Annotated in this window: 20 protein-coding genes and 1 pseudogene; 13 read left to right on the plus strand and 8 right to left on the minus strand. The window is 42.6% G+C overall.

Going from position 1 to position 19,262, the window contains the following annotated elements; translation table 11 throughout:
- The first annotated feature begins 161 nt into the window (after positions 1 to 161).
- Together AAC855_RS09375 and AAC855_RS09380 are read left to right on the plus strand one after the other, a co-directional pair.
- Positions 162 to 1,217, plus strand: a complete 1,056-nt coding sequence (locus AAC855_RS09375) for a TPM domain-containing protein (protein ID WP_340609303.1) — start codon at positions 162 to 164, stop codon at positions 1,215 to 1,217.
- Positions 1,218 to 1,449: 232 nt separating this feature from the next.
- Positions 1,450 to 2,001, plus strand: coding sequence for an Ail/Lom family outer membrane beta-barrel protein (locus tag AAC855_RS09380; protein WP_340609304.1), 552 nt, complete (start codon positions 1,450 to 1,452; stop codon positions 1,999 to 2,001).
- 101 nt (positions 2,002 to 2,102) lie between these two features.
- Here AAC855_RS09380 and AAC855_RS09385 read toward each other — a convergent pair whose 3' ends face one another.
- The 4 genes and pseudogenes from AAC855_RS09385 to AAC855_RS09400 form a co-directional block, all read right to left on the minus strand.
- Positions 2,103 to 2,804 carry a transglutaminase-like domain-containing protein gene (locus tag AAC855_RS09385; RefSeq protein ID WP_340609305.1) on the minus strand — a complete coding sequence of 234 codons (702 nt, stop codon included), beginning with the start codon at positions 2,802 to 2,804 and terminating at the stop codon, positions 2,103 to 2,105.
- Positions 2,805 to 2,846: 42 nt separating this feature from the next.
- The gene (locus AAC855_RS09390) at positions 2,847 to 3,635 is read right to left on the minus strand and encodes a helix-turn-helix domain-containing protein (RefSeq protein ID WP_340609306.1); all 789 of its coding nucleotides are present in this window, start codon (positions 3,633 to 3,635) and stop codon (positions 2,847 to 2,849) included.
- 157 nt (positions 3,636 to 3,792) lie between these two features.
- Positions 3,793 to 4,977, minus strand: a pseudogene (cml, locus tag AAC855_RS09395) (CmlA/FloR family chloramphenicol efflux MFS transporter); the annotation flags it as partial.
- A 271-nt stretch (positions 4,978 to 5,248) separates the two neighbouring features.
- Positions 5,249 to 6,127, minus strand: coding sequence for a LysR family transcriptional regulator (locus tag AAC855_RS09400; RefSeq protein WP_340609307.1), 879 nt, complete (start codon positions 6,125 to 6,127; stop codon positions 5,249 to 5,251).
- A 107-nt stretch (positions 6,128 to 6,234) separates the two neighbouring features.
- Here AAC855_RS09400 and AAC855_RS09405 point away from each other — a divergent pair, with 107 nt between their 5' ends.
- Positions 6,235 to 6,678, plus strand: a complete 444-nt coding sequence (locus tag AAC855_RS09405) for a PACE efflux transporter (RefSeq protein WP_340609308.1) — start codon at positions 6,235 to 6,237, stop codon at positions 6,676 to 6,678.
- Between the two features lie 82 nt (positions 6,679 to 6,760).
- Here the strand turns inward: AAC855_RS09405 and AAC855_RS09410 are convergent, their stop codons facing one another.
- Entirely contained in the window at positions 6,761 to 7,624 is an 864-nt protein-coding gene (locus AAC855_RS09410; protein WP_340609309.1) for a YicC/YloC family endoribonuclease, read from the minus strand.
- Positions 7,625 to 7,763: 139 nt separating this feature from the next.
- Here AAC855_RS09410 and rph point away from each other — a divergent pair, with 139 nt between their 5' ends.
- Positions 7,764 to 8,480 carry a ribonuclease PH gene (gene rph / locus AAC855_RS09415; protein ID WP_340609397.1) on the plus strand — a complete coding sequence of 239 codons (717 nt, stop codon included), beginning with the start codon at positions 7,764 to 7,766 and terminating at the stop codon, positions 8,478 to 8,480.
- A 103-nt stretch (positions 8,481 to 8,583) separates the two neighbouring features.
- Positions 8,584 to 9,225, plus strand: a complete 642-nt coding sequence (gene pyrE / locus AAC855_RS09420) for an orotate phosphoribosyltransferase (protein WP_340609310.1) — start codon at positions 8,584 to 8,586, stop codon at positions 9,223 to 9,225.
- Positions 9,226 to 9,441: 216 nt separating this feature from the next.
- Here pyrE and slmA read toward each other — a convergent pair whose 3' ends face one another.
- The 3 genes from slmA to coaBC all read right to left on the minus strand — a co-directional run bounded on the left by slmA (position 9,442) and on the right by coaBC (position 12,047).
- Positions 9,442 to 10,041 (minus strand): nucleoid occlusion factor SlmA, encoded by a 600-nt coding sequence (gene slmA / locus AAC855_RS09425; protein WP_099120957.1) that lies wholly within the window; start codon positions 10,039 to 10,041, stop codon positions 9,442 to 9,444.
- A 325-nt stretch (positions 10,042 to 10,366) separates the two neighbouring features.
- Positions 10,367 to 10,825: a dUTP diphosphatase gene (gene dut / locus AAC855_RS09430; protein ID WP_340609311.1), complete on the minus strand. Its 459-nt coding sequence runs from the start codon at positions 10,823 to 10,825 to the stop codon at positions 10,367 to 10,369.
- Entirely contained in the window at positions 10,803 to 12,047 is a 1,245-nt protein-coding gene (gene coaBC / locus AAC855_RS09435) for a bifunctional phosphopantothenoylcysteine decarboxylase/phosphopantothenate--cysteine ligase CoaBC (RefSeq protein WP_340609312.1), read from the minus strand. The genes dut and coaBC overlap by 23 nt, the downstream gene beginning before the upstream one ends.
- Positions 12,048 to 12,295: 248 nt before the next feature.
- On the opposite strand from coaBC, the gene radC reads away from it, so the two are divergent.
- The 8 genes from radC to mutM all read left to right on the plus strand — a co-directional run bounded on the left by radC (position 12,296) and on the right by mutM (position 19,240).
- Entirely contained in the window at positions 12,296 to 12,988 is a 693-nt protein-coding gene (gene radC, locus AAC855_RS09440) for a RadC family protein (RefSeq protein ID WP_340609313.1), read from the plus strand.
- A 262-nt stretch (positions 12,989 to 13,250) separates the two neighbouring features.
- Complete coding sequence (gene rpmB, locus AAC855_RS09445; RefSeq protein ID WP_038239873.1) at positions 13,251 to 13,487, plus strand: 50S ribosomal protein L28; 237 nt, start codon at positions 13,251 to 13,253, stop codon at positions 13,485 to 13,487.
- 11 nt (positions 13,488 to 13,498) lie between these two features.
- Positions 13,499 to 13,666, plus strand: a complete 168-nt coding sequence (rpmG, locus tag AAC855_RS09450) for a 50S ribosomal protein L33 (protein WP_010847629.1) — start codon at positions 13,499 to 13,501, stop codon at positions 13,664 to 13,666.
- A 162-nt stretch (positions 13,667 to 13,828) separates the two neighbouring features.
- A complete protein-coding gene (locus AAC855_RS09455; RefSeq protein WP_340609314.1) occupies positions 13,829 to 14,941 on the plus strand; it encodes a glycosyltransferase family 4 protein in 1,113 nt (370 codons plus the stop codon).
- A gap of 153 nt (positions 14,942 to 15,094) precedes the next feature.
- Positions 15,095 to 16,093 (plus strand): glycosyltransferase family 9 protein, encoded by a 999-nt coding sequence (locus AAC855_RS09460; RefSeq protein WP_340609315.1) that lies wholly within the window; start codon positions 15,095 to 15,097, stop codon positions 16,091 to 16,093.
- 8 nt (positions 16,094 to 16,101) lie between these two features.
- Positions 16,102 to 17,205: a glycosyltransferase family 4 protein gene (locus AAC855_RS09465; RefSeq protein WP_340609316.1), complete on the plus strand. Its 1,104-nt coding sequence runs from the start codon at positions 16,102 to 16,104 to the stop codon at positions 17,203 to 17,205.
- Positions 17,205 to 18,380 carry a glycosyltransferase family 4 protein gene (locus tag AAC855_RS09470; protein WP_340609317.1) on the plus strand — a complete coding sequence of 392 codons (1,176 nt, stop codon included), beginning with the start codon at positions 17,205 to 17,207 and terminating at the stop codon, positions 18,378 to 18,380. The genes AAC855_RS09465 and AAC855_RS09470 overlap by 1 nt, the downstream gene beginning before the upstream one ends.
- 50 nt (positions 18,381 to 18,430) lie before the next feature.
- Complete coding sequence (gene mutM / locus AAC855_RS09475; RefSeq protein WP_340609318.1) at positions 18,431 to 19,240, plus strand: bifunctional DNA-formamidopyrimidine glycosylase/DNA-(apurinic or apyrimidinic site) lyase; 810 nt, start codon at positions 18,431 to 18,433, stop codon at positions 19,238 to 19,240.
- The last annotated feature ends 22 nt before the right edge of the window (positions 19,241 to 19,262 follow it).

The following is a 19,262-nucleotide window of genomic DNA, read 5'->3' on the forward strand; positions in this document are numbered from 1 at the left end:
AAGCCAATGTAGACGAAACCGCGCTATTTTTTCACTTCGTTCCATATTAAATTCGGCATTATTAGGTAAATTATTTAGATAATTACGGTATTAGACGTCAAAAGAAAGATAAATATAATATATTGCCGCAATATATTAGAAAATAAACCTAAGGATATTTGATGTTCATGATTTCCAGCCAACCAACGGATGGTTTTAGTACCAGCAAGACATCCACCCAAAGATACAGCCACTCAATAATAAAACATATTGTTATCCTATTTACGCTGCTTTTAAGCATAAGCAGTGTATCCGCAAAAGAAGTCCGACAGGAAACGAAGCTCGTTGAAGTTCCGGCTCTTAGCCAGAGTGTCACGGATATACCCAATATCTTGACTAAGAATGAACATCAGCGACTGACTCGTCAGTTGGAAAAACTGCGTTCGGAATATAAAGTGCAAATGGCGGTTTTGATTGTTCCAACGATAGGAAGCGATAGCGTTGAAACTTTTTCTTCCCGCGTATTTGCAGAATGGAAGTTAGGTAGTGAACAGCGTAATGATGGCATTCTGTTTTTGGTGGCATACGATGACCACAAAATGCGGATTACTGTAGGTTCTGGCCTTACAAAGCCGCTGCCTGATTCAAAAGTAGCGAATATTCTGAGTAAGGATGCAAAACCGGCCTTCAAAGAAAATGACTATTACGAAGGAATACGTACCAGTATTGATTCCATCGGGTTATTGATAAAAAACGCAGGGCAAGAGAAAGCACCGCAGGGTGTATCGAACATTGCTGGTGATAACGACAATATTTTAGATAACATATCATCAGGTGAAGATTTTTCAGCTCCGTTGATCTTCTTACTGCTTGGTATGATAGTTCTGCCATTGGCTGTATTCCGCACAGGTGGCTGGTTTAAACGTTTTCTCAAATGTGCCTCAACAGTCGCTGTTAGCACGTTTGTACTTAGTCTGGTAGGCGTGTTTCCTTCTCTTCCTCTGGGATATTATCTGTTTATTTTCTTCCTGCCCGTTATTCTGGTGTTAATTGTGCTCTTTTTAGGCGCATCGCTGGTGGGAGGATTATTTAAACGCCTCTTTGGTGGTTCGGGTGCAGCATCTCCTGTTAGTCATTCCGATATATCCGTTGAAAATTCAGAAATTTCTGATAATAAAGATATTTTCACTGGTGGTGGCGGTAAGAGTGATAATAAGGGCGCCTCAGATAGCTGGTGATTTATTTAGTTAGGAATACAGCATTGATGAACAACTGTGATTTATCTACTATTGTGATATGAAATTTTTATTTTTGTGATCTTAGCCAAAATAAGTAGATAAAAGCGCTTTTTTTTTTGCTTTTTTCGGGAAGCTGTCAAGAGAATATAAAGGGTTATTTTTAGTCAGTCATATTTTATGGCTGGCTAAAATGAATTTTTTACATTTTCTTTTTTACAAAAAGGGCATGGATATGAAAAAAGTTTTTTTGTTGTCTTTGCTTACATCAGGATTGGTGGTGGGTTCTTTTGCTTATGCTGATTCACAAAACGCTTCCATTGGTTATGCACAAAGTAAAGTAAAAAATTTCAAAGATATTAAAGGGGTAAATCTCAAATATCGATATGAATGGGATGATCCTGTCAGTGTTATTGGCTCTGTGACCTATATGGCAGGCAAGGGTGGTTTGTCTAATAAATCAGTGACAAAAGGTTTGAAAAAACATGAAGGTGATATTAAATACACTTCATTCCTTGTCGGCCCTGCTTACCGAATACATCCTCAGGTGAGCTTGTATGGCTTAGTGGGTTTGGCTTATACCAATGCTAAGATTAATTTCGAGCATGGTAAAGGTCGCGGTGATATATCCAAGAAAAAAACCTCGTTTGCGTATGGTGCCGGTGTTGAAATTAATCCCATAGATGATTTCGTGATCAACTTGGGCTATGAAGGTACTACGTTCAAAATGGCGGATATGAACAGCCCTATAAATGGATTTAATATTGGAGTAGGTTACAGATTTTAAGCCCGATATTCTCCCCGCCATCTGGCGGGGAACTATTCGTGTTGAGGAATGGGGGGGCAATTTAATCTCAGGGGAATTTGGTAAATATCGGCCAGAGCTATTTAGCTATCACGAATATGATTAATATTCCGATTTATTTCATGGCGTATTTTATTCGCAAATATTTCTTTTTCCTGCAATGTCATTTTCTGTTCATACTTGCTAAAGAAATCATCCGGGGAATCAAATAGACCTAAGTCTTGTACAATACCCTCTCGTTGAATATAAGTGTTATTATCTCCATACCATTCAATAGGCGCATTAGCTAAATCATCAATTGCTACACCATAACCCACAAATTTTCCTTTATGAGTTGCGTGTTTTTTCTGTAGCGACGTAAGATAGCTTTTATCTAAAATGATACCTTCAAAGTTTAGCCATTGCCCATTAATATAGACTTCAACCCATGTATGATAAATCTCCTGTGGCACCATTTCATATATTTTTCCCTGCATAATTCCGTACTGTAGTGATTTATCAATAGTAAAGCCGTGTAAGCGGCAGGGAAGGCCTAATGCACGAAGGAGAGCCATAAATAAAGTAGATTTGGTATTACACTGACCATAACCCGCTTGTAAAATATTTGACGCTGTAAGCAAATCATCCTCATTAAATCCAAAAGCAATATCATCTTTAACAAAATTATAAACTGCTTTTATTTTTTCAGTCTGAGTCAGGTTTATCCAGCCTTTCTCTGTAATGAGTTGTTGAATATTTTCAGCATAAAAATCTAATAAAGGGGTACTTGAGAGATAGCGTTTCATTACTTATTTCCTCCTTATTTAAATTAATTAAGTCTAAAAAATTTATGAGGAAAAAACTTTCAAAAATCCGCTGATTTTTTTCGCAAAGCTCGGTTTTATGCCCATCAATTTTCTGGCTGTGGAGGAAAGGTGTGAAGCACTATCAAAATCACATTGCATAGCAGCATCTGTTACTTTTTTACCTTCGGTGATTAAAAATAAAGCATTAATGAGCTGGTGAAAAAGAATATAATTCTTTAGGTTTCCTCCTGTTTTTTCAGAAAAAAGATGTGATAAACGGCTTGGAGAAAGAGGTGTTTTTGCTGATATATCGAGGACACTATGATAGATTTCTTGTGAAAAAATCAGGTGGCCTAATATCGCTTTTAAGCGGTTATCAGCTATTGTGTGATTAAGATTGCAAGTCTGCGTCAGTATCTTTCTATGTAGATTATTCCAGTATGCGAGATAAGTTTTTTCGTGCAATGAAATATATTGAGCGGATATTGCCTTACACTCGGATGCCAATTTACTGTAATCCAATACTAAATAACTGACTTTCCCATTTATTAACTGATGTTTTAAACACAATCCTAAAGGTGATGTGTGATTAATCAAAGTAAGCCAATAAAATCTATTATTCAATGTAACATCATGAATGATATTACTATTAATTAAAATCGATTTAGTTCGTAGCGTTTTCCCAGAAATAGTCACTGTTATTGGTTTGCCATCTAAGGAGATCAGTAATTGCAGAAAAGTATGTTTATGGGCATGAGTATCAATATCTGTTCCGATGAGAGTTAGATGATCTTCAGCAGCAAATACTGTGACAAATGGAGCAGAAGACATATTTTATGACTCCTTAGTAGAGCGTTTATATTATGGGAATTACCCATGAACAGTAATCATAAGTTTATTAACAGAAAATACGGCACGAACTATCAGAAAAAAGCCATTCGTGCCGTGGTATTTTCAGGCTAATCCGCTAATAACGTTGCTTAGGTTGCCTACTATTAATAAAGTAAGAAAAACAAAGCACGCCTATTGCCAGAACCAGACAATAAACGATAATCGGCCAGGTAGTGGTATTGGAGAAAAATGTAATAGTGAGTGTTCCACCGATTCCCAATAACACCCCACCCAGACAGGAGTAGAATGCTGTTACCGTTCCTGCCATATGATCAAAACCCTGTAATGCACCATTAGGTGCGACTGCAATTGCTATAGCGACTCCAACGCCGACAAGCCACATCGGGACAATGAAACCAAATACTGAACTAGGTATGAGAGTTTCGCCGGCTGATAGCAACAATGCTCCAGCTATCAGGCAAAACATACCCATTCGTAACGTATTCAGTAGCCCCCAACGGACGATTAAATTTCCCACACTTCGCGCTGCCACCATCATTGCGATAGCCACCGTGGCAAACAGCAAGCTGAAAGTCATTTGTGATAATCCTTGCCGGTTCATCATTACCCATGGCGCGGTTGAAAAGAAGACGAAGAAGCTCCCCAGACCTGCACTGTAGCAGAATGTGTATAGCCAGAAATTCATGCTTTTTACAGGAAGAAGTAACTGCGACCATTTTAATGCAGCCGTCCTTTGTTGCCGGGTTTCTGGGCAGAATATCCCGTACACAATAACCGTAACTGCCATCGCAATTCCCAATAAAACAAAAATTACGCGCCAGCCCAGCCAGACATCAACCATCGTTCCGAGCAAAGGGGCGATAGCTGGGACCATAGCAAGCATGGAGCCGAGTAAGCCATAGATAACGTTGATTTCTTTACGGCCAGAATAAATATCGCGTACAGCGGCGAACATTGCGACGAGACATGCTGAAGCTCCGCAGGCTTGAATAATTCTCAGACCCAAAAAAATTTCTGGTGATGACGTGATGGCAAGGCCAAATGAAGCTAATGCGTAAACAACGCCACCACTAAGTAAAACCGGGCGGCGACCAAACCTGTCTGACAGCGGGCCAAATAGAAGCTGACCAACGCCAAACAGGATCATGTATACCGTCAACGTCAGTTGGATTATTCCTGCTCCGGCACCAAGTGCATCAGCGATGAAAGGCATTACGGGCAGATACATATCCATCGCCAGTGATGGCAGTAAATTAAATGGGGATAACAATAATATTGTGGCGGTAAGAGAATATTGCCAGGAAAAATCTTTTGTATGCACGAATCCATCTCCTAAAATTAAGGATTTGGCGGCGTGCTCATAGAATTGATAGGTTCTTGAGGACGCCGCAACAATCGAAAAACGAGGATTGTTGCGGCTTATCTATCTGTTGTGTATTCGTTGACCATTCTCATAGGGTTATCCTGTTAATTTGGGAGACAAAGCGTCTTAAATTACGATGGATACTTTATAGACGATAATTCATTTTTTCTAACTATTTTTATTTAATTGTGACCGGCACGACATTTATCTGTTCGTCGTGATAGGGCTGTTAATTCTGCTGCAATAATTCCACACACTCCTGTGCACCACGCTTAAGCACATTTCCTTTCAGGCACACAACATGTATAGGTAATACTAATCCATTTTTTGTATTACGGAATTCCAGTTGTTTCAGTGATCCATCAATTAATTTTTCTTTAATGAGCGAGTGAGGAAGATTTCCCCATCCCATACCAGCTTCAACCAGACCGAGTGCCATCGCAAAATTATCCGTGCGCCAATATTTAGTTGCTACCTGAGTACGAAGGTCACTCGGTTCACGATGGTGACTGGCGATAATAATCTGCCGGGTTTGGACTAAATCCTCAATATAAAGGGAAGTCTGATGAGATAAAGAGGGATGGGAGGATGAAATTGTTGCAATAAATGACTCATGACCAATGCAATAAATTTGTTCCTGTGGATTAACATGTAATCCGCCAAAAACTAATGCCAATTGAATACGATTCTGATGCAGTAAAGGCAGAATATCATCCTGAGGAGCGGTAATAATCTCAACATTCATTAATGGATAACGTTGATTAATTGTATGCAAAGCGAGGAATAATTTTTGTGGATTAACTCCCGTAGATACACCAATAGTGAGTGTACTCTCGACTCCTTGCGTCAATTCATATGAAAAAACATTAAGCTGCCGTAAGTTATCGACAATCTCCCTCGCGTAAGGAGCCAACGTTTTTGCTTTCTCAGTCGGTACGGGTTCCCGGCTTTTTCGATCAAATAAGGCAAATCCCAATTCCGCTTCAAGATTAGCGATTGCCATGCTAATCGCAGAAGGAACCCGGTGTAGTGCTCTGGCTGCGGCTGAAAATGAGCCTTTATCTAATACTGTCAGGAACACGAGCAAGTTGTCACTGGTGAATGGCATATCCAACCTTTCAATAGAACTGATAGTAGTTAACTTTTATTATCACGTTTGTTGATTTAATTTGCCAGTTTCAAAATAACAGCACAAAAACAGGTTTCGAATAAAATATGCAGGGCATTAAACGTAAAGTGGTTTTCATTACTGCTTATGAAGTTATCGGCTGGATGACTTCATCGCTGACACTCGCTTTCTTATCCGGTAATTCAGCAGGCGTTACAGGTCCATTGGCTCTGGTTATTACAACCATCGCAGTCAGTTGGAATTTTCTCTTTAATACATTGTTTGAATTTTGGGAATCGCGTCAGCAATCACGCATCCGGACATTTCGGCGTCGAGTTGTACATGCTGTTTTATTTCAGCTAACTTTGGTTATCTTCTTAATCCCACTTATCGCATGGTGGCTTTCAATCAGCTTGCTTCAGGCGCTTGTACTGGATTTCGCACTGATTATTTTTATCCCTATCTATACGTTCTTTTTTAACTGGGCTTTTGACAAAATTTTCGGATTGCCCAAATCCGCTCTTCCACAGGAAGAAACCGTGCTTCGTTAAAATCATAAAAGCCAGTAATACTCAGATATTACTGGCGTTGTGATTTGTTATGAGTCGCTAAGAACTGTTTGTATTTGAAACGCTATTCAATATTTTGAATCTGCTCACGCATCTGCTCAATCAACACTTTCAACTCAATTGCAGAGTTTGTCACATCGGCATTAATTGATTTTGATGCCAACGTATTCGACTCACGGTTAAATTCTTGCATCATGAAATCCAACCGGCGGCCGACCGCTTCTTTCTTTTTCAGAATATTATGTGTTTCTTTGATATGTGCGTCTAAACGATCCAGCTCTTCCGCAACATCAATACGTTGAGCCAACAGGATAAGCTCTTGCTCAAGACGGTTGTTTTCTAACTGAATTTGGGCCTCTTCCAGCTTAGTTTGTAAACGCTCTCTTTGCCATTGCAGGATGGCCGGCATCTGTTCACGAACTTTACCCACTTCTACTGTTACGGCATCTAAGCGCTTTTCGATCAGCGCCTTAAGTGCCTGACCTTCCGTTTCACGGCTTTGAATAAAGGCATCCAGTGCCAGATCGAGTTCCGCCAGCAGTTGTGTGCTGATGGCATCCAGATCTTGTTCTTCGGCAGACATGACACCCGGCCAGCGCAGGATATCGACAGGATTGATTTCCCCTTCGTTACTCTGCTGTTTAATCCAACCAGCGGCTTCAACGAGCTGTTTTGCCAGCTTTTCATTAAGAATCAATGTGCCCTGAGTACGAGTATCCAGTTCAAAGCGTAAGTTACACTCCACTTTGCCGCGAGTCAGGCGGGAACGGATACGCTCACGGATGACGGGTTCCAGACTTCTGAATTGCTCCGGCAGACGAATGTAAGTTTCCAGGTAACGTTGATTGACAGAACGCAGTTCCCAAGCTGCGTTTCCCCAGTCTCCCTTGATATCTCGCCGCGCAAAAGCGGTCATGCTACGGATCATAACTCATTCCCAATTTATAAAATGATGAAAGATTATAACGCTCCATGCAGATGCAGGATAGGCATTCGCCACGTTAGGCCGTATAATGCGCCCCCAATAAAGTACTAACAGCGGAGAGAACACTATGAGCCAGATAGGAATGCGTCCGGCAGGAAGAGCGGTAGAGCAGGTTCGTCCTATTAAAATCACCCGTAATTACACTAAACATGCGGAAGGCTCAGTTCTGGTTGAGTTTGGGGATACCAAGGTGTTATGTAATGCCTCCGTTGAAGAAGGGATCCCTCGTTTCCTGAAAGGTCAGGGACAGGGCTGGATCACAGCAGAATATGGGATGTTGCCGCGGGCGACAAATACCCGTAATGCCCGTGAAGCAGCAAGAGGCAAGCAGACTGGCCGTACAATGGAAATCCAGCGTCTGATTGCCCGTTCATTGCGTGCGGCAGTCGACCTGAAAAAACTCGGTGAATATACTATCACATTGGACTGCGATGTTATTCAGGCGGATGGCGGTACTCGTACTGCTGCGATTTCCGGTGCATGTGTGGCTCTGGTAGATGCGCTGAATAAACTGGTTGCTGATGGCAAACTGAAAGAAAGTCCATTGAAGTCAATGGTAGCAGCAGTTTCTGTTGGTATTGTTGAAGGTGAGGGCCGTTGTGATTTGGAGTATGTAGAAGACTCTGCGGCTGAAACTGATATGAATGTCGTCATGATGGATGATGGCCGGATGATTGAAGTTCAGGGTACGGCAGAAGGTGAACCATTCAGCCACGATGAACTGCTTTCATTACTTTCCCTCGCAAAAGGGGGAGTGGAAACTATTTTTGCAGCGCAGCGAGATGCGCTAGAAAAGTAAATAGATCAGGCGACTGAAGAGTCGCCTTTTTTATGTCTGTAATTTGCTTTATGTCTGTAATAACAGCGACAAGAATGATAATAACGCACAAAAGGAGAAACCCATGAAAGCCTATCAGCGCGAATTTATTGAGCTGGCACTGAAAAAACAGGTGCTGAAATTTGGCGAGTTTACGCTGAAATCCGGTCGTAAGAGCCCATATTTTTTCAATGCGGGTCTTTTTAATACCGGGCGCGATTTGGCATTGATTGGTCGTTTTTATGCTGCTGCACTACAGGATAGTGGTATCCCGTGTGATCTGCTGTTCGGGCCAGCTTATAAAGGGATCCCAATCGCAACGACAACCGCTGTGGCATTGGCGGAACATCATGATATTGATATGCCTTATTGCTTTAATCGCAAAGAAGCGAAAGATCATGGGGAAGGTGGAACGTTGGTCGGCAGCCCACTGCAAGGCAGAGTTGTGGTGGTAGATGATGTGATAACCGCCGGAACTGCGATTCGTGAATCGATGGAAATCATCAAACAACACGGTGCAACGTTATCTGGCGTTCTTTTGTGTCTGGATCGTCAGGAGCGTGGGCGGGAAACACTTTCAGCAATTCAGGAAATTGAACGTGATTATCACTGTCAGGTCTTCTCTATCATTACTTTAAATGACTTGATCACTTATCTGCGGGAAAATCCGGAAATGCAGTCTCATTTGGATGCTGTGGAAGCTTACCGTCGCGAGTATGGTATCTGATTGATAAGTTCTGCCGTAATAGCAGGCTAAAAAAAAATCCCTCGCCCAATGGTGGGCGGGGTGAGTAGTAGAAATAACATTCCTTATATAATATGGCTGGAATGTCATTACTGAGCGATTGGGTAGTCAACTCAGCTAGCCAAATCATGTTAACACAAATTAATATAAAAAAACGCCTGTTATCACATTTCTATCATGAAAAGTGGTAAGCGTGATTTATTGTAATTGCGTTAATATCAAAGGCCAGCGCACTTCAAATTCTTTTGTTGGTCGATAACGAAATTCAGAGCGAACGAAGCGAGAGAGCATTCCTTCACAAAAAGCCAGCAATTGTGATGCCAACACGGTTTCATCATAACTGAACCCCTGACCATCCCGTATTTTCTTCTCTTTTAAGATCTGGCGAAGCTGTACTTCAATGCGTTCAAACAGCTGGTTGATGCGACTTTGTAGCTTGTCCTGCTCAAACATCAGGGCATGGCCTGTCATAATGCGGGTCAGCCCCGGGTTTTTTTCGGCAAAGCCTAAAATCAGCATCAGGATTAACCGGAGCCGGGGAATAGTCTCTTTTTCATCCTGTAGGATGAGATTGATACGTGAAATCAAAGAGTCTTCAATAAACTCGATCAGGCTGTCAAACATCCGGGTTTTGCTTGGAAAATGACGATAAAGTGCGGCTTCAGAAACGCCGACGTTGGCGGCAAGTTTTGCTGTAGTAATACGCTGGCTGCCATCACTGGATTCAAGCATGTGTGCCAGTGCCTGCAAGATTTCTTCACGTCTGTTTTTCTTTTTTGTACGTTCTATTTCTGCCATGTCTGGTAATACCCCTGCTAAGACAGCAAAATATCTATACCCTTCGCCTTTCAAGCTGCCTCTTTGTTGGCTGCATTCATTCACCCCGGTCACATCGTTATCTATGCTCCCGGGGATTACTGAGAGGCTCCTGCCTCTCACCGGAGGCCAGCCTTTGGCTGGGCAAATTCGTTCCCGACGAATTTGTCATTCCCTTGCCGCCGCGATGTAACTCGAAATCCATTGGGTATAAATCGCAACTCAAAACTGATTGGGTATACATTTTGCCCATGCAAAGATGGGCAAAAATATAAAAGTGGATTGATGGTATCAGGCGTTAGGAAAATTATTGACGACCGGAATGACCAAAACCACCACTACCACGTTCACTGCTTTCAAAATCTTCGACTAAGTTAAACTCAGCCTGAACAACGGGGACAAACACCATTTGTGCAATGCGCTCACCCGGTTCAATGATGAAGGTTTTATCTCCGCGGTTCCAGACCGAAACCATCAGTTGCCCCTGATAATCAGAGTCAATCAGCCCGACCAGATTACCCAGTACTACTCCGTGTTTATGGCCCAGACCAGAGCGGGGAAGAATGACAGCCGCTAGTTGTTCATCCGCGATATGGATAGCCAGCCCCGTGGGAAGAAGTTCAGTCTGACCGGGAGCCAGTTCCACTGCATTATCCAGACAAGCACGTAAATCTAAACCCGCAGAACCAGGAGTAGCGTAAGTCGGTAAAGGAAACTCTTGCCCGATGCGGGGATCAAGGATTTTAACGTCGATTTTTTTCATCATAGCGTTTGAATATCTCGTCTAATAAGCGGTGACTGAGTTGTAATTTACCACTGTGCGGTAAATTAATGCTGCCATCATGCCAGAACAGCTGTAATGCGTTGGTATCACTGTTAAAGCCATGTTCAGCCAGCGATACATCGTTCGCGCAAATCAGGTCCAGATTCTTCTGCCTGAGTTTTCCGCGGGCGTATTCTTCCACATTCCGGGTTTCGGCTGCAAATCCAACGACAAAGGGGCGATGTTTTTCCATTGCCGCAACACTCGCTACGATGTCAGGATTTTTGACTAATGTATAGGTGATTTCATCACCCTGTTTCTTGAGTTTTTCAGTTGCAGTCTGTTTGAAACGATAATCAGAGACGGCAGCACAGCCGATGAAAATATGCTGTGAAGCAGCCGTTTCCTGTACTTGTTTGTACATTTCCAGTGCGCTGGTGACATCTATGCGTTTGATGTTCAGAGGCGTTGGTAAATTAACAGGGCCGGTAATCAACGTGACTTCCGCACCACGTTCCGCCGCTGCCTGAGCGATAGAAAAGCCCATTTTTCCGGAGCTATGATTAGTTATAAAACGGACAGGATCTAATGCCTCACGAGTCGGGCCGGCAGTAATTGTGATTTGAAGACCCATCAAATCTCTGACAGGATTGAAGTGTTGGGTTGCCCGTTCGACGATCTCCATCGGTTCAATCATTCTTCCCGGCCCCACATCACCACAGGCCTGACTTCCTTCATCCGGGCCCCAAATCAGCACATTACGCTCTTTGAGTATGTTGAGATTATGCTGAGTCGCTTGGGCACGGTACATTTGCTGGTTCATGGCAGGAACGACCGCCAGAGGTGCTGCTGAAGCCAGACAAATAGTCGTTACTAAATCGTTTGCCATACCAGAACTCAAACGGGCCAGTAGATCGGCTGTAGCAGGGGCAAGAATGATCAAGTCAGCCCATTTCGCCAGTTCAATATGCCCCATGGCCGCTTCTGCCGCTGGGTCTAAAAGATCATCAGAAACCGGATGGCCTGAGACGGCCTGTAATGTCAGAGGAGTAATAAAAGCTTCTGCTGCTGGTGTCATCACTACGCGCACTTGTGCACCGCGATCGCGTAAACGACGTACCAGCTCTGCTGTTTTATAAGCAGCAATACCTCCACTGATACCGAGCACAATCTGTTTACCAGAAAGATGCTTACCAGAAAGTTCGTTGCCGGAAAGTCCTGCCATTCTGATTGTCCACCTGTAAGTTACGATTACCAAGATTCTATCATAAGAAAATAAGGTACTGAGAATACCGAGTTGAGAACGCCGCTGTTTTGTGATGGGTAAATGACAAGTTTGCGAAGCGTTACGCAAAGCATAAGAATGGCGCTGGCGGTTGTTTTTTCATCATGAGATATTGGTGATGTGAGTATCGGTAGTACGCGCCATGATGGCTGTTCACCAGACAATGGATAAGTAAAGGGGGGGAGCGAATGGATATCACTATGGTGGAAAAAAGCGATGAAGTGAACTCAGATCTTGCTCCCCGGGAGAAATTACTGGCATATGGTGCGGTTGCTCTGACGGATGCAGAACTGTTAGCGATATTTTTACGTACAGGAGCCAGAGGAGTACCTGTTGTACAAATGGCAGAGCATTTATTGCAATCATTCGGTTCCCTTTACCATCTGCTTTCAGCTGATTATGCTGATTTTTGCTCACATAAAGGCATGGGATTATGTAAATACGTGCAGTTACAGGCAGTTTCTGAACTGGCAAAGCGTTTCTTCTCCAGCCAATTTATCAACGAAGATGTGATGAGCAGCCCGACTGCAACCCAAAATTACTTGCAGGATTTATTATCCTGGCAGGATCGGGAGGTTTTTGTCGTTCTGTTTTTGACAAATCAGAATAAAGTCATTTGTCATGATGAAATGTTTAAGGGAACGATAAACAAAGTTGAAGTCCACCCGCGTGAAATTGTAAAACAGGCCGTTAAAGTCAATGCTGCATCAATTATTCTGGCTCATAATCACCCTTCCGGTAACCCGGAACCCAGTCTGGCGGATAAACAGGTAACAGAAAAAATCATTGAGGCTTGTGATTTAATCGGGGTTAAAGTTTTAGATCATATTGTTATTGGCAGGCAATATTGTGTTTCATTTGTAGAAAGAGGCTGGATTTAATACGGTTTTTGCACGAACCGATCAGATCTTAGCTGTTCGGGACTTGAGCATCAGCGAATGAGGGCGTATACTACGCCACCTTTGAGGATCTTGGGCCTGGCGAGAAGAGCCTATCTCAGTGAATTTTTTGCTGAGAGATTGTGAGTCTTTTCAGCAACGTTTTTTATCAGTAAAGAAAATTTGCTGAGATGGGCTCCTAAGCCTGACGAGGCGGCCATACCCAATACAAAGCTCGAGCTGAATTGATTTTTGGAGAATAGACATGTCCCGAGTCTGCCAAGTTACTGGCAAGCGTCCTGTGAGTGGCAACAACCGCTCTCACGCATTAAATGCGACCAAGCGTCGTTTTCTGCCTAACCTGCACTCTCACCGTTTCTGGGTTGAGTCTGAGAAGCGTTTTGTAACTCTGCGTGTATCTGCTAAAGGTATGCGTGTGATCGACAAAAAGGGTATCGATACAGTTCTTGCTGAACTGCGTGCCCGCGGTGAGAAATACTAAGGAGCTGAAAAATGGCTAAAGGTATTCGCGATAAAATTAAGCTGGTTTCTTCTGCTGGTACTGGTCACTTCTATACCACTACGAAGAACAAGCGTACTATGCCTGAAAAACTGGAAATGAAAAAGTTTGATCCAGTGGTTCGTCAGCATGTAATGTACAAAGAAGCTAAAATTAAATAATTTTAGTGGATTGAAAAAACCCAGCTATTGCTGGGTTTTTTTATGCCTGATGTCATTGAAACCCTCATATATTTAGACGGATACGGTTACTCGTGAACGTAAACGGTCGTTCAGTTATACTACGCTTTTTTGATATATGAACTGTCAGGCGTAACTCTGAAAATGACTAGAAAAAGCTTAAATATCTTACACACAGAATCATCTTGTGGTTGGGGTGGGCAGGAGATTCGTATTCTGACAGAATCTCAGGGTATGATGCGTCGCGGGCATCATGTCGTTATCGTTTGCTGTCCTACTTCTACACTCTATCGTGAGGCTCACCATTATGGTGTTCCTGTTGTGGCGCTGCCGATCGAAAAAAAGCGCCTCTCATGTTTTACCGCAATGCGCCGCTGGTTAAAGGCGGAAGGCCACCGGTTTGATGTCATTAACACCCACAGTTCGACCGATTCCTGGCTGGTAGCTGCGGCGAGTGCCACATTAAAGAGAATGCCCCCGATAGTCCGGACCCGACATGTTTCCACTAATGTTTCAACTTCTATAGCGACCCGCTGGCTTTATTTGCAGTCTAGCCGTCATATTGTGACGACGGGAGAAAAATTGCGCCAGTCCCTGCATACAAATAATCGTTATCCTTTATCCCACATGACATCTGTCCCTACCGGCATTGATCTGACCCGTTTTCATCCTGAAAATAAACAAGTGTGCCGCCAACGTATCGGAATTGCGGATAGACCGACAATTGGGATTGTGGCGACAATGCGAACCTGGAAGGGGCATCGTTATCTGTTGGATAGCTGGAAAACACTCCATCAACGTTATCCGGGCTGGCAATTACTGTTTGTTGGCGACGGACCACAGCGAAAAAACCTCGAACCATGGGTTAAGCAGGAAGGCCTGACGGATAGTATTATCTTTCTTGGCAATCGTCAGGATGTACCGGATTGTTTAAACTCAATGGATATTTTTGCATTGCCTTCTTTTGGTAACGAAGGGGTGCCGCAAGGTATTATGCAGGCAATGGCGTGTGGTTTACCTGTCATATCAACATCGGTTGGCGCTATTTCTGAGGCTGTGATTGATGGTGAAACTGGCTATATTATCGAGCCTAAGTGTGTTGAACAATTAACTAATAAGTTAGAATTGCTAATAAGAAATGCTGAACTACGTTCACAGATGGGAGAGGCCTCACTGAAGCGGGCAATATCTGAGTTTGGTATGGATAATATGCTGGATAAAATGGAATCTATATTTATTACCAGTGGTAGAAAATAGTAATTTATGCTCTTATCCTTGCTTTATCAAACGCAGCACGAATTATTATATTAAAGCAAAATTGGTAATTAGTTTCACCAATACATATTAAATAACCTTAATTTCAGTTATTTTAAGCAATATCTCTAATGGATAATTTTATAATTCATCATTATGCAGCCTAAAAATATTTTGATCATTAATATTGCACGTTTTGGCGATACATTACTCGTAACACCAGTAATTCGGGCTTTGAAACTAAAATGGCCCGAAGCCAATATTGATGTATTGGCGCATAAAAGAACAAAAGAGATCCTTGAGAATATAGATGACATCAATTCAATAATTGCTTTTTCAAAAACAATAGCGAAGTGGAGGGGATGGTTTTCTCGTCGTAGCTATGATTTGGCATTGGTATATAGTAATGACAAGCCATTGTTACAATATGCCAGAAGAAAGGCGAATGTTGTTGTTTGTTTTTCCGATCATTCCCGTCAAACTTTAAATGAATTATTTGTAGCAAAACCGCCAGAGCTTATGCAGGCTCAGCAGGAAAGAGCGTTATTAGCAAATGCCCTTGGTATTGAGATTCATGACTGGCGTTTGAAGTATTGCGTCAGTCCGAGTGAAGCTGAGTATGCCCACTCTTTTTTACATCTCCATGGGCTTGAAGATAAATTCAGGATTGGTTTCCAGTTACAAAGTTTTCCAGCGAAATCCTATCGTGACTGGCCAGTAGAATATTTTTATGAGCTAGCTGAACGAATTTATTCTCATTACCCGTCTGCTGCTATTTTGTTATTGGGTAGTCAGGATAGTGCTGAAGTGGCAGAACGTTTGTCTGAGCAATTAGGTACACAAAGGTGTATATCCCTGGCTGGGAAAACGACAATGCGCCAAAATGCAGCGATTATAAGTCGACTTAGTTTATATGTTGGTGTTGATACGGGAACAACGCACCTGGCAGGCGCATTGGGGATACCCATGGTTGCTATGTACCATAGCTTTCACCCCGGTCGCTTTCTCGCTCCACAACAGCATGCAAAACTGGCTGTCATCGAGCATCCGGTAGATTATCGACAGGCAACTCGCGAAGATCATATGTCAGATATATCGGTGGAACAGGTCTGGCAATCAGTGAAAAGCATACTGGAAGCCCAAGACAAAGGATAATGAAAACGATGAAAATAGGGTTTATTGATGTCACCGTGACGATGTCCTATGGTGGTATTCAGACCGCAGTTTGGGAACTGGCGAAGGCGTTGACAGATGCAGGGCATGAGATCCATATTTTCGGAGGTACAGGGGATATTAAACCAGAATTGGGCAATCGAAATATTCGGGTTCATACTTTCCCATTTATCCCCAGAGAACGTGTCATCAATATTGGTCGTCGTTTCCAACGAATTGTTGAACGTTACTCGTTTGCCCGTCATGCCCGTGAGGCCGTGATTACTGAAAATTTTGACTGGGTCATACTGACAAAACCTTTTGATTTTTTCTGGCCCAGAATGATGCCACCTCATTCCCGTACTAAATTTTGCTATATGAGTGGGGGAACCAGCTTTTTTAAAGGCGATCGGCTATTAGGGAAAAAAATATCAGCTTGGGCCGCTTGTAGCCATTTTAACGGTTGGCAGATTCAGCATCATTTCAAACAATTTCCAAATGTTATCTACAATGGAGTAGATATTGATAAATTTAAACCCGCTCATTCTGATGTCAGAAGCAAGCTGGGGATCCATGACAATACCTTTTTGCTGACTTTTGCCGGCCGATTAGTAGGCTGGAAAGGCATGAAAGTTGCTATCAAGGCAATGGCTTTGCTGCGTGATAAGGATGTTAAGTTATTAATTATTGGCGCAGGTGAAGAACTAAAACAGCTTGAAAGAAAAGTTGCTGAGTTAAAATTAGAACAATCAGTTCTTTTCCATCCTCCTGTCAGCCATGACCAATTACCTGAGTTTTATGCTGCAGGGGATGCTGGGATATTTCCGAGTATTGGCGATGAAGCATTCGGTATTACTATTGCAGAGGCAATGGCATGCGGACGCCCTGTTATTGCCAGTTATATCGGCGGAATACCTGAAGTGGTGGGAAATGAAAACCAGTCTGGTATTCTGGTCACACCGGGTAGTGAAACGGCTATTGCCGAAGCAGTTAATCATCTCCTGTCTTTACCGGATAGAGGAAAAGATATGGGAAAACGTGCTCGTCAGAGAATAGAAACCCTATATACCTGGGAGCACTCTGCAAACCGTTTATTAGACACTATAAAAAAATAATGAAGATTGCTTATATTGACCCTTACCCTGTCCCTGATTTTCGAGTTGCCTCTCTGCAAATTTTGCAGAATGTGGATGCTTTTGCTCGTCAGGGGCATGAGGTTTGTTTGATTACACCTGCTGGCCAAAATGATGTCGAGGAGATCCTCGGCAGAAAATTACCTTCTTCTGTTGAATTAATTGCTTTGCGTGATATGCGCCGTAAATGGTATTTTCCTATCAACACGCAAAAATTATTTTATTTTCAGGTTTCCTGTTGGTTGCAAAAAAATAAGGTAGATGCCATTTTTACTCGCAATATTAAGATGGCTAATTACCTGTTGCACAAACATCCTGATATCCCTCATTTCTTTGAAAGTCATGAAGTTTTTTCTCAGTCTTTTAAGGAGTCTCGTGGTATTAATACTTATGTTAATAAACGCAAATACGCTAAACTGAGAAAAATTGAGCAGTACGTTTATCAACGTTCCAGAGCTATTTTTGTGCTGACTTCACTACTGCGTGATGATATTTATACCGAATATGGTGTAAAAACGCCGATTATTGTTGCACCTGATGGCGTTGATATGTTGGCAGTTGAAGAAACCAAAATGGCTGCTTTTGGTAGACAATACCAGAAAGGAAAAACAATACAGATATTGTATCTGGGCAGTCTTCACCGTTGGAAAGGTGTACCGACTGCGATGCAATCGATGTGTTACCTAAATGATGCGGTATTGAATATAGCTGGCGGAAATAGTGAGCAGGTTGAGCAGCTGAAATCTGTCGCGCAGCAGATTGGTGTCAGTGACAGAGTCAATTTTATGGGGTTTATCCACCCTAAAGATCGTTTTCAAGTCATTGCAGATAATGATATCTGCATCCTGCCGTTGACAAAAACCAGCATTGGTAGCCGTTATACCTCTCCTCTTAAACTTTTTGAATATATGGCAATGGGAAAACCCGTTGTTATTTCTGATTTTCCTTCCATTCGTGATGCTGTCGATGAAAAGTCAGTGAACTTTGCCCACAGTGAAAACGCGGAAAGTTTCGCGCAGCAGATTCAATTATTAATTGATAACCCGGCTGAAATAGTACTGAAAGCGGAACACTCCCAGAGATTGGTTGAGGAGCATTTTAATTGGGATCAACGTGCAAAATTAATTATGCAGGAGATAGAGAAAAATCTTTCTTGAGTATAATCTGCTGAAATAGGTGCTGTAGAACGTTTACCCAAGGAGAAAATATGCCGGAGCTACCAGAGGTTGAAACCAGTCGCAGGGGAATTGAGCCACATTTGGCCGGAAATGTGATTCATTATGTTGAAGTACGAAATTCTCGTTTGCGCTGGCCTGTTTCTGAGCAGATTATGAAGTTATCGGATAGCCGTGTAATCAGTGTGCAACGCCGGGCAAAGTATCTGTTGATAGAATTATCTGATGGATGGATTATCGTTCATCTGGGTATGTCCGGCAGTTTGCGTATTTTGCTGCAGGATTCTCCTCCGGCAAAACATGATCATATCGACTTAGTGATGGCAGATGGCAAAATTCTTCGCTATACCGACCCACGGCGATTCGGTGCCTGGCTGTGGAGTCAAAGTCTGGAAGAGTGTTCTGTGTTAGCTCATTTAGGCCCTGAACCTCTGTCTGACTTGTTTGATGGTGACTATCTTTATAGCCTTTCCCGCAACAAGAGAACGGCAATTAAGCCATGGATAATGGATAATAAAGTGGTTGTTGGTGTCGGTAATATTTATGCCAATGAAGCTCTGTATGTTGCTCATATCTTGCCTGAACGCCCCGCACATTCATTGACTCAGGAAGAAGCACATCTGCTGGCTGATACAATAAAGCAGATATTGCGCCGTTCTATTGAGCAGGGAGGAACAACGCTGAAAGATTTTCTGCAATCGGATGGAAAACCGGGATATTTTGCGCAGGAGTTATTTGTTTACGGTAAGAAAGGCGAGCCTTGCCCAATGTGTGGAGAAAAAATTGACAGCATAAAATTGGGGCAGAGGAGCACATTTTTTTGCCGACAATGCCAGCATTAATTGGGCTGAGATCTGTACTTGG

It is taken from the genome of Xenorhabdus bharatensis, assembly GCF_037996705.1.
In the GTDB taxonomy this organism is placed as follows: Bacteria; Pseudomonadota; Gammaproteobacteria; order Enterobacterales; family Enterobacteriaceae; genus Xenorhabdus; species Xenorhabdus bharatensis.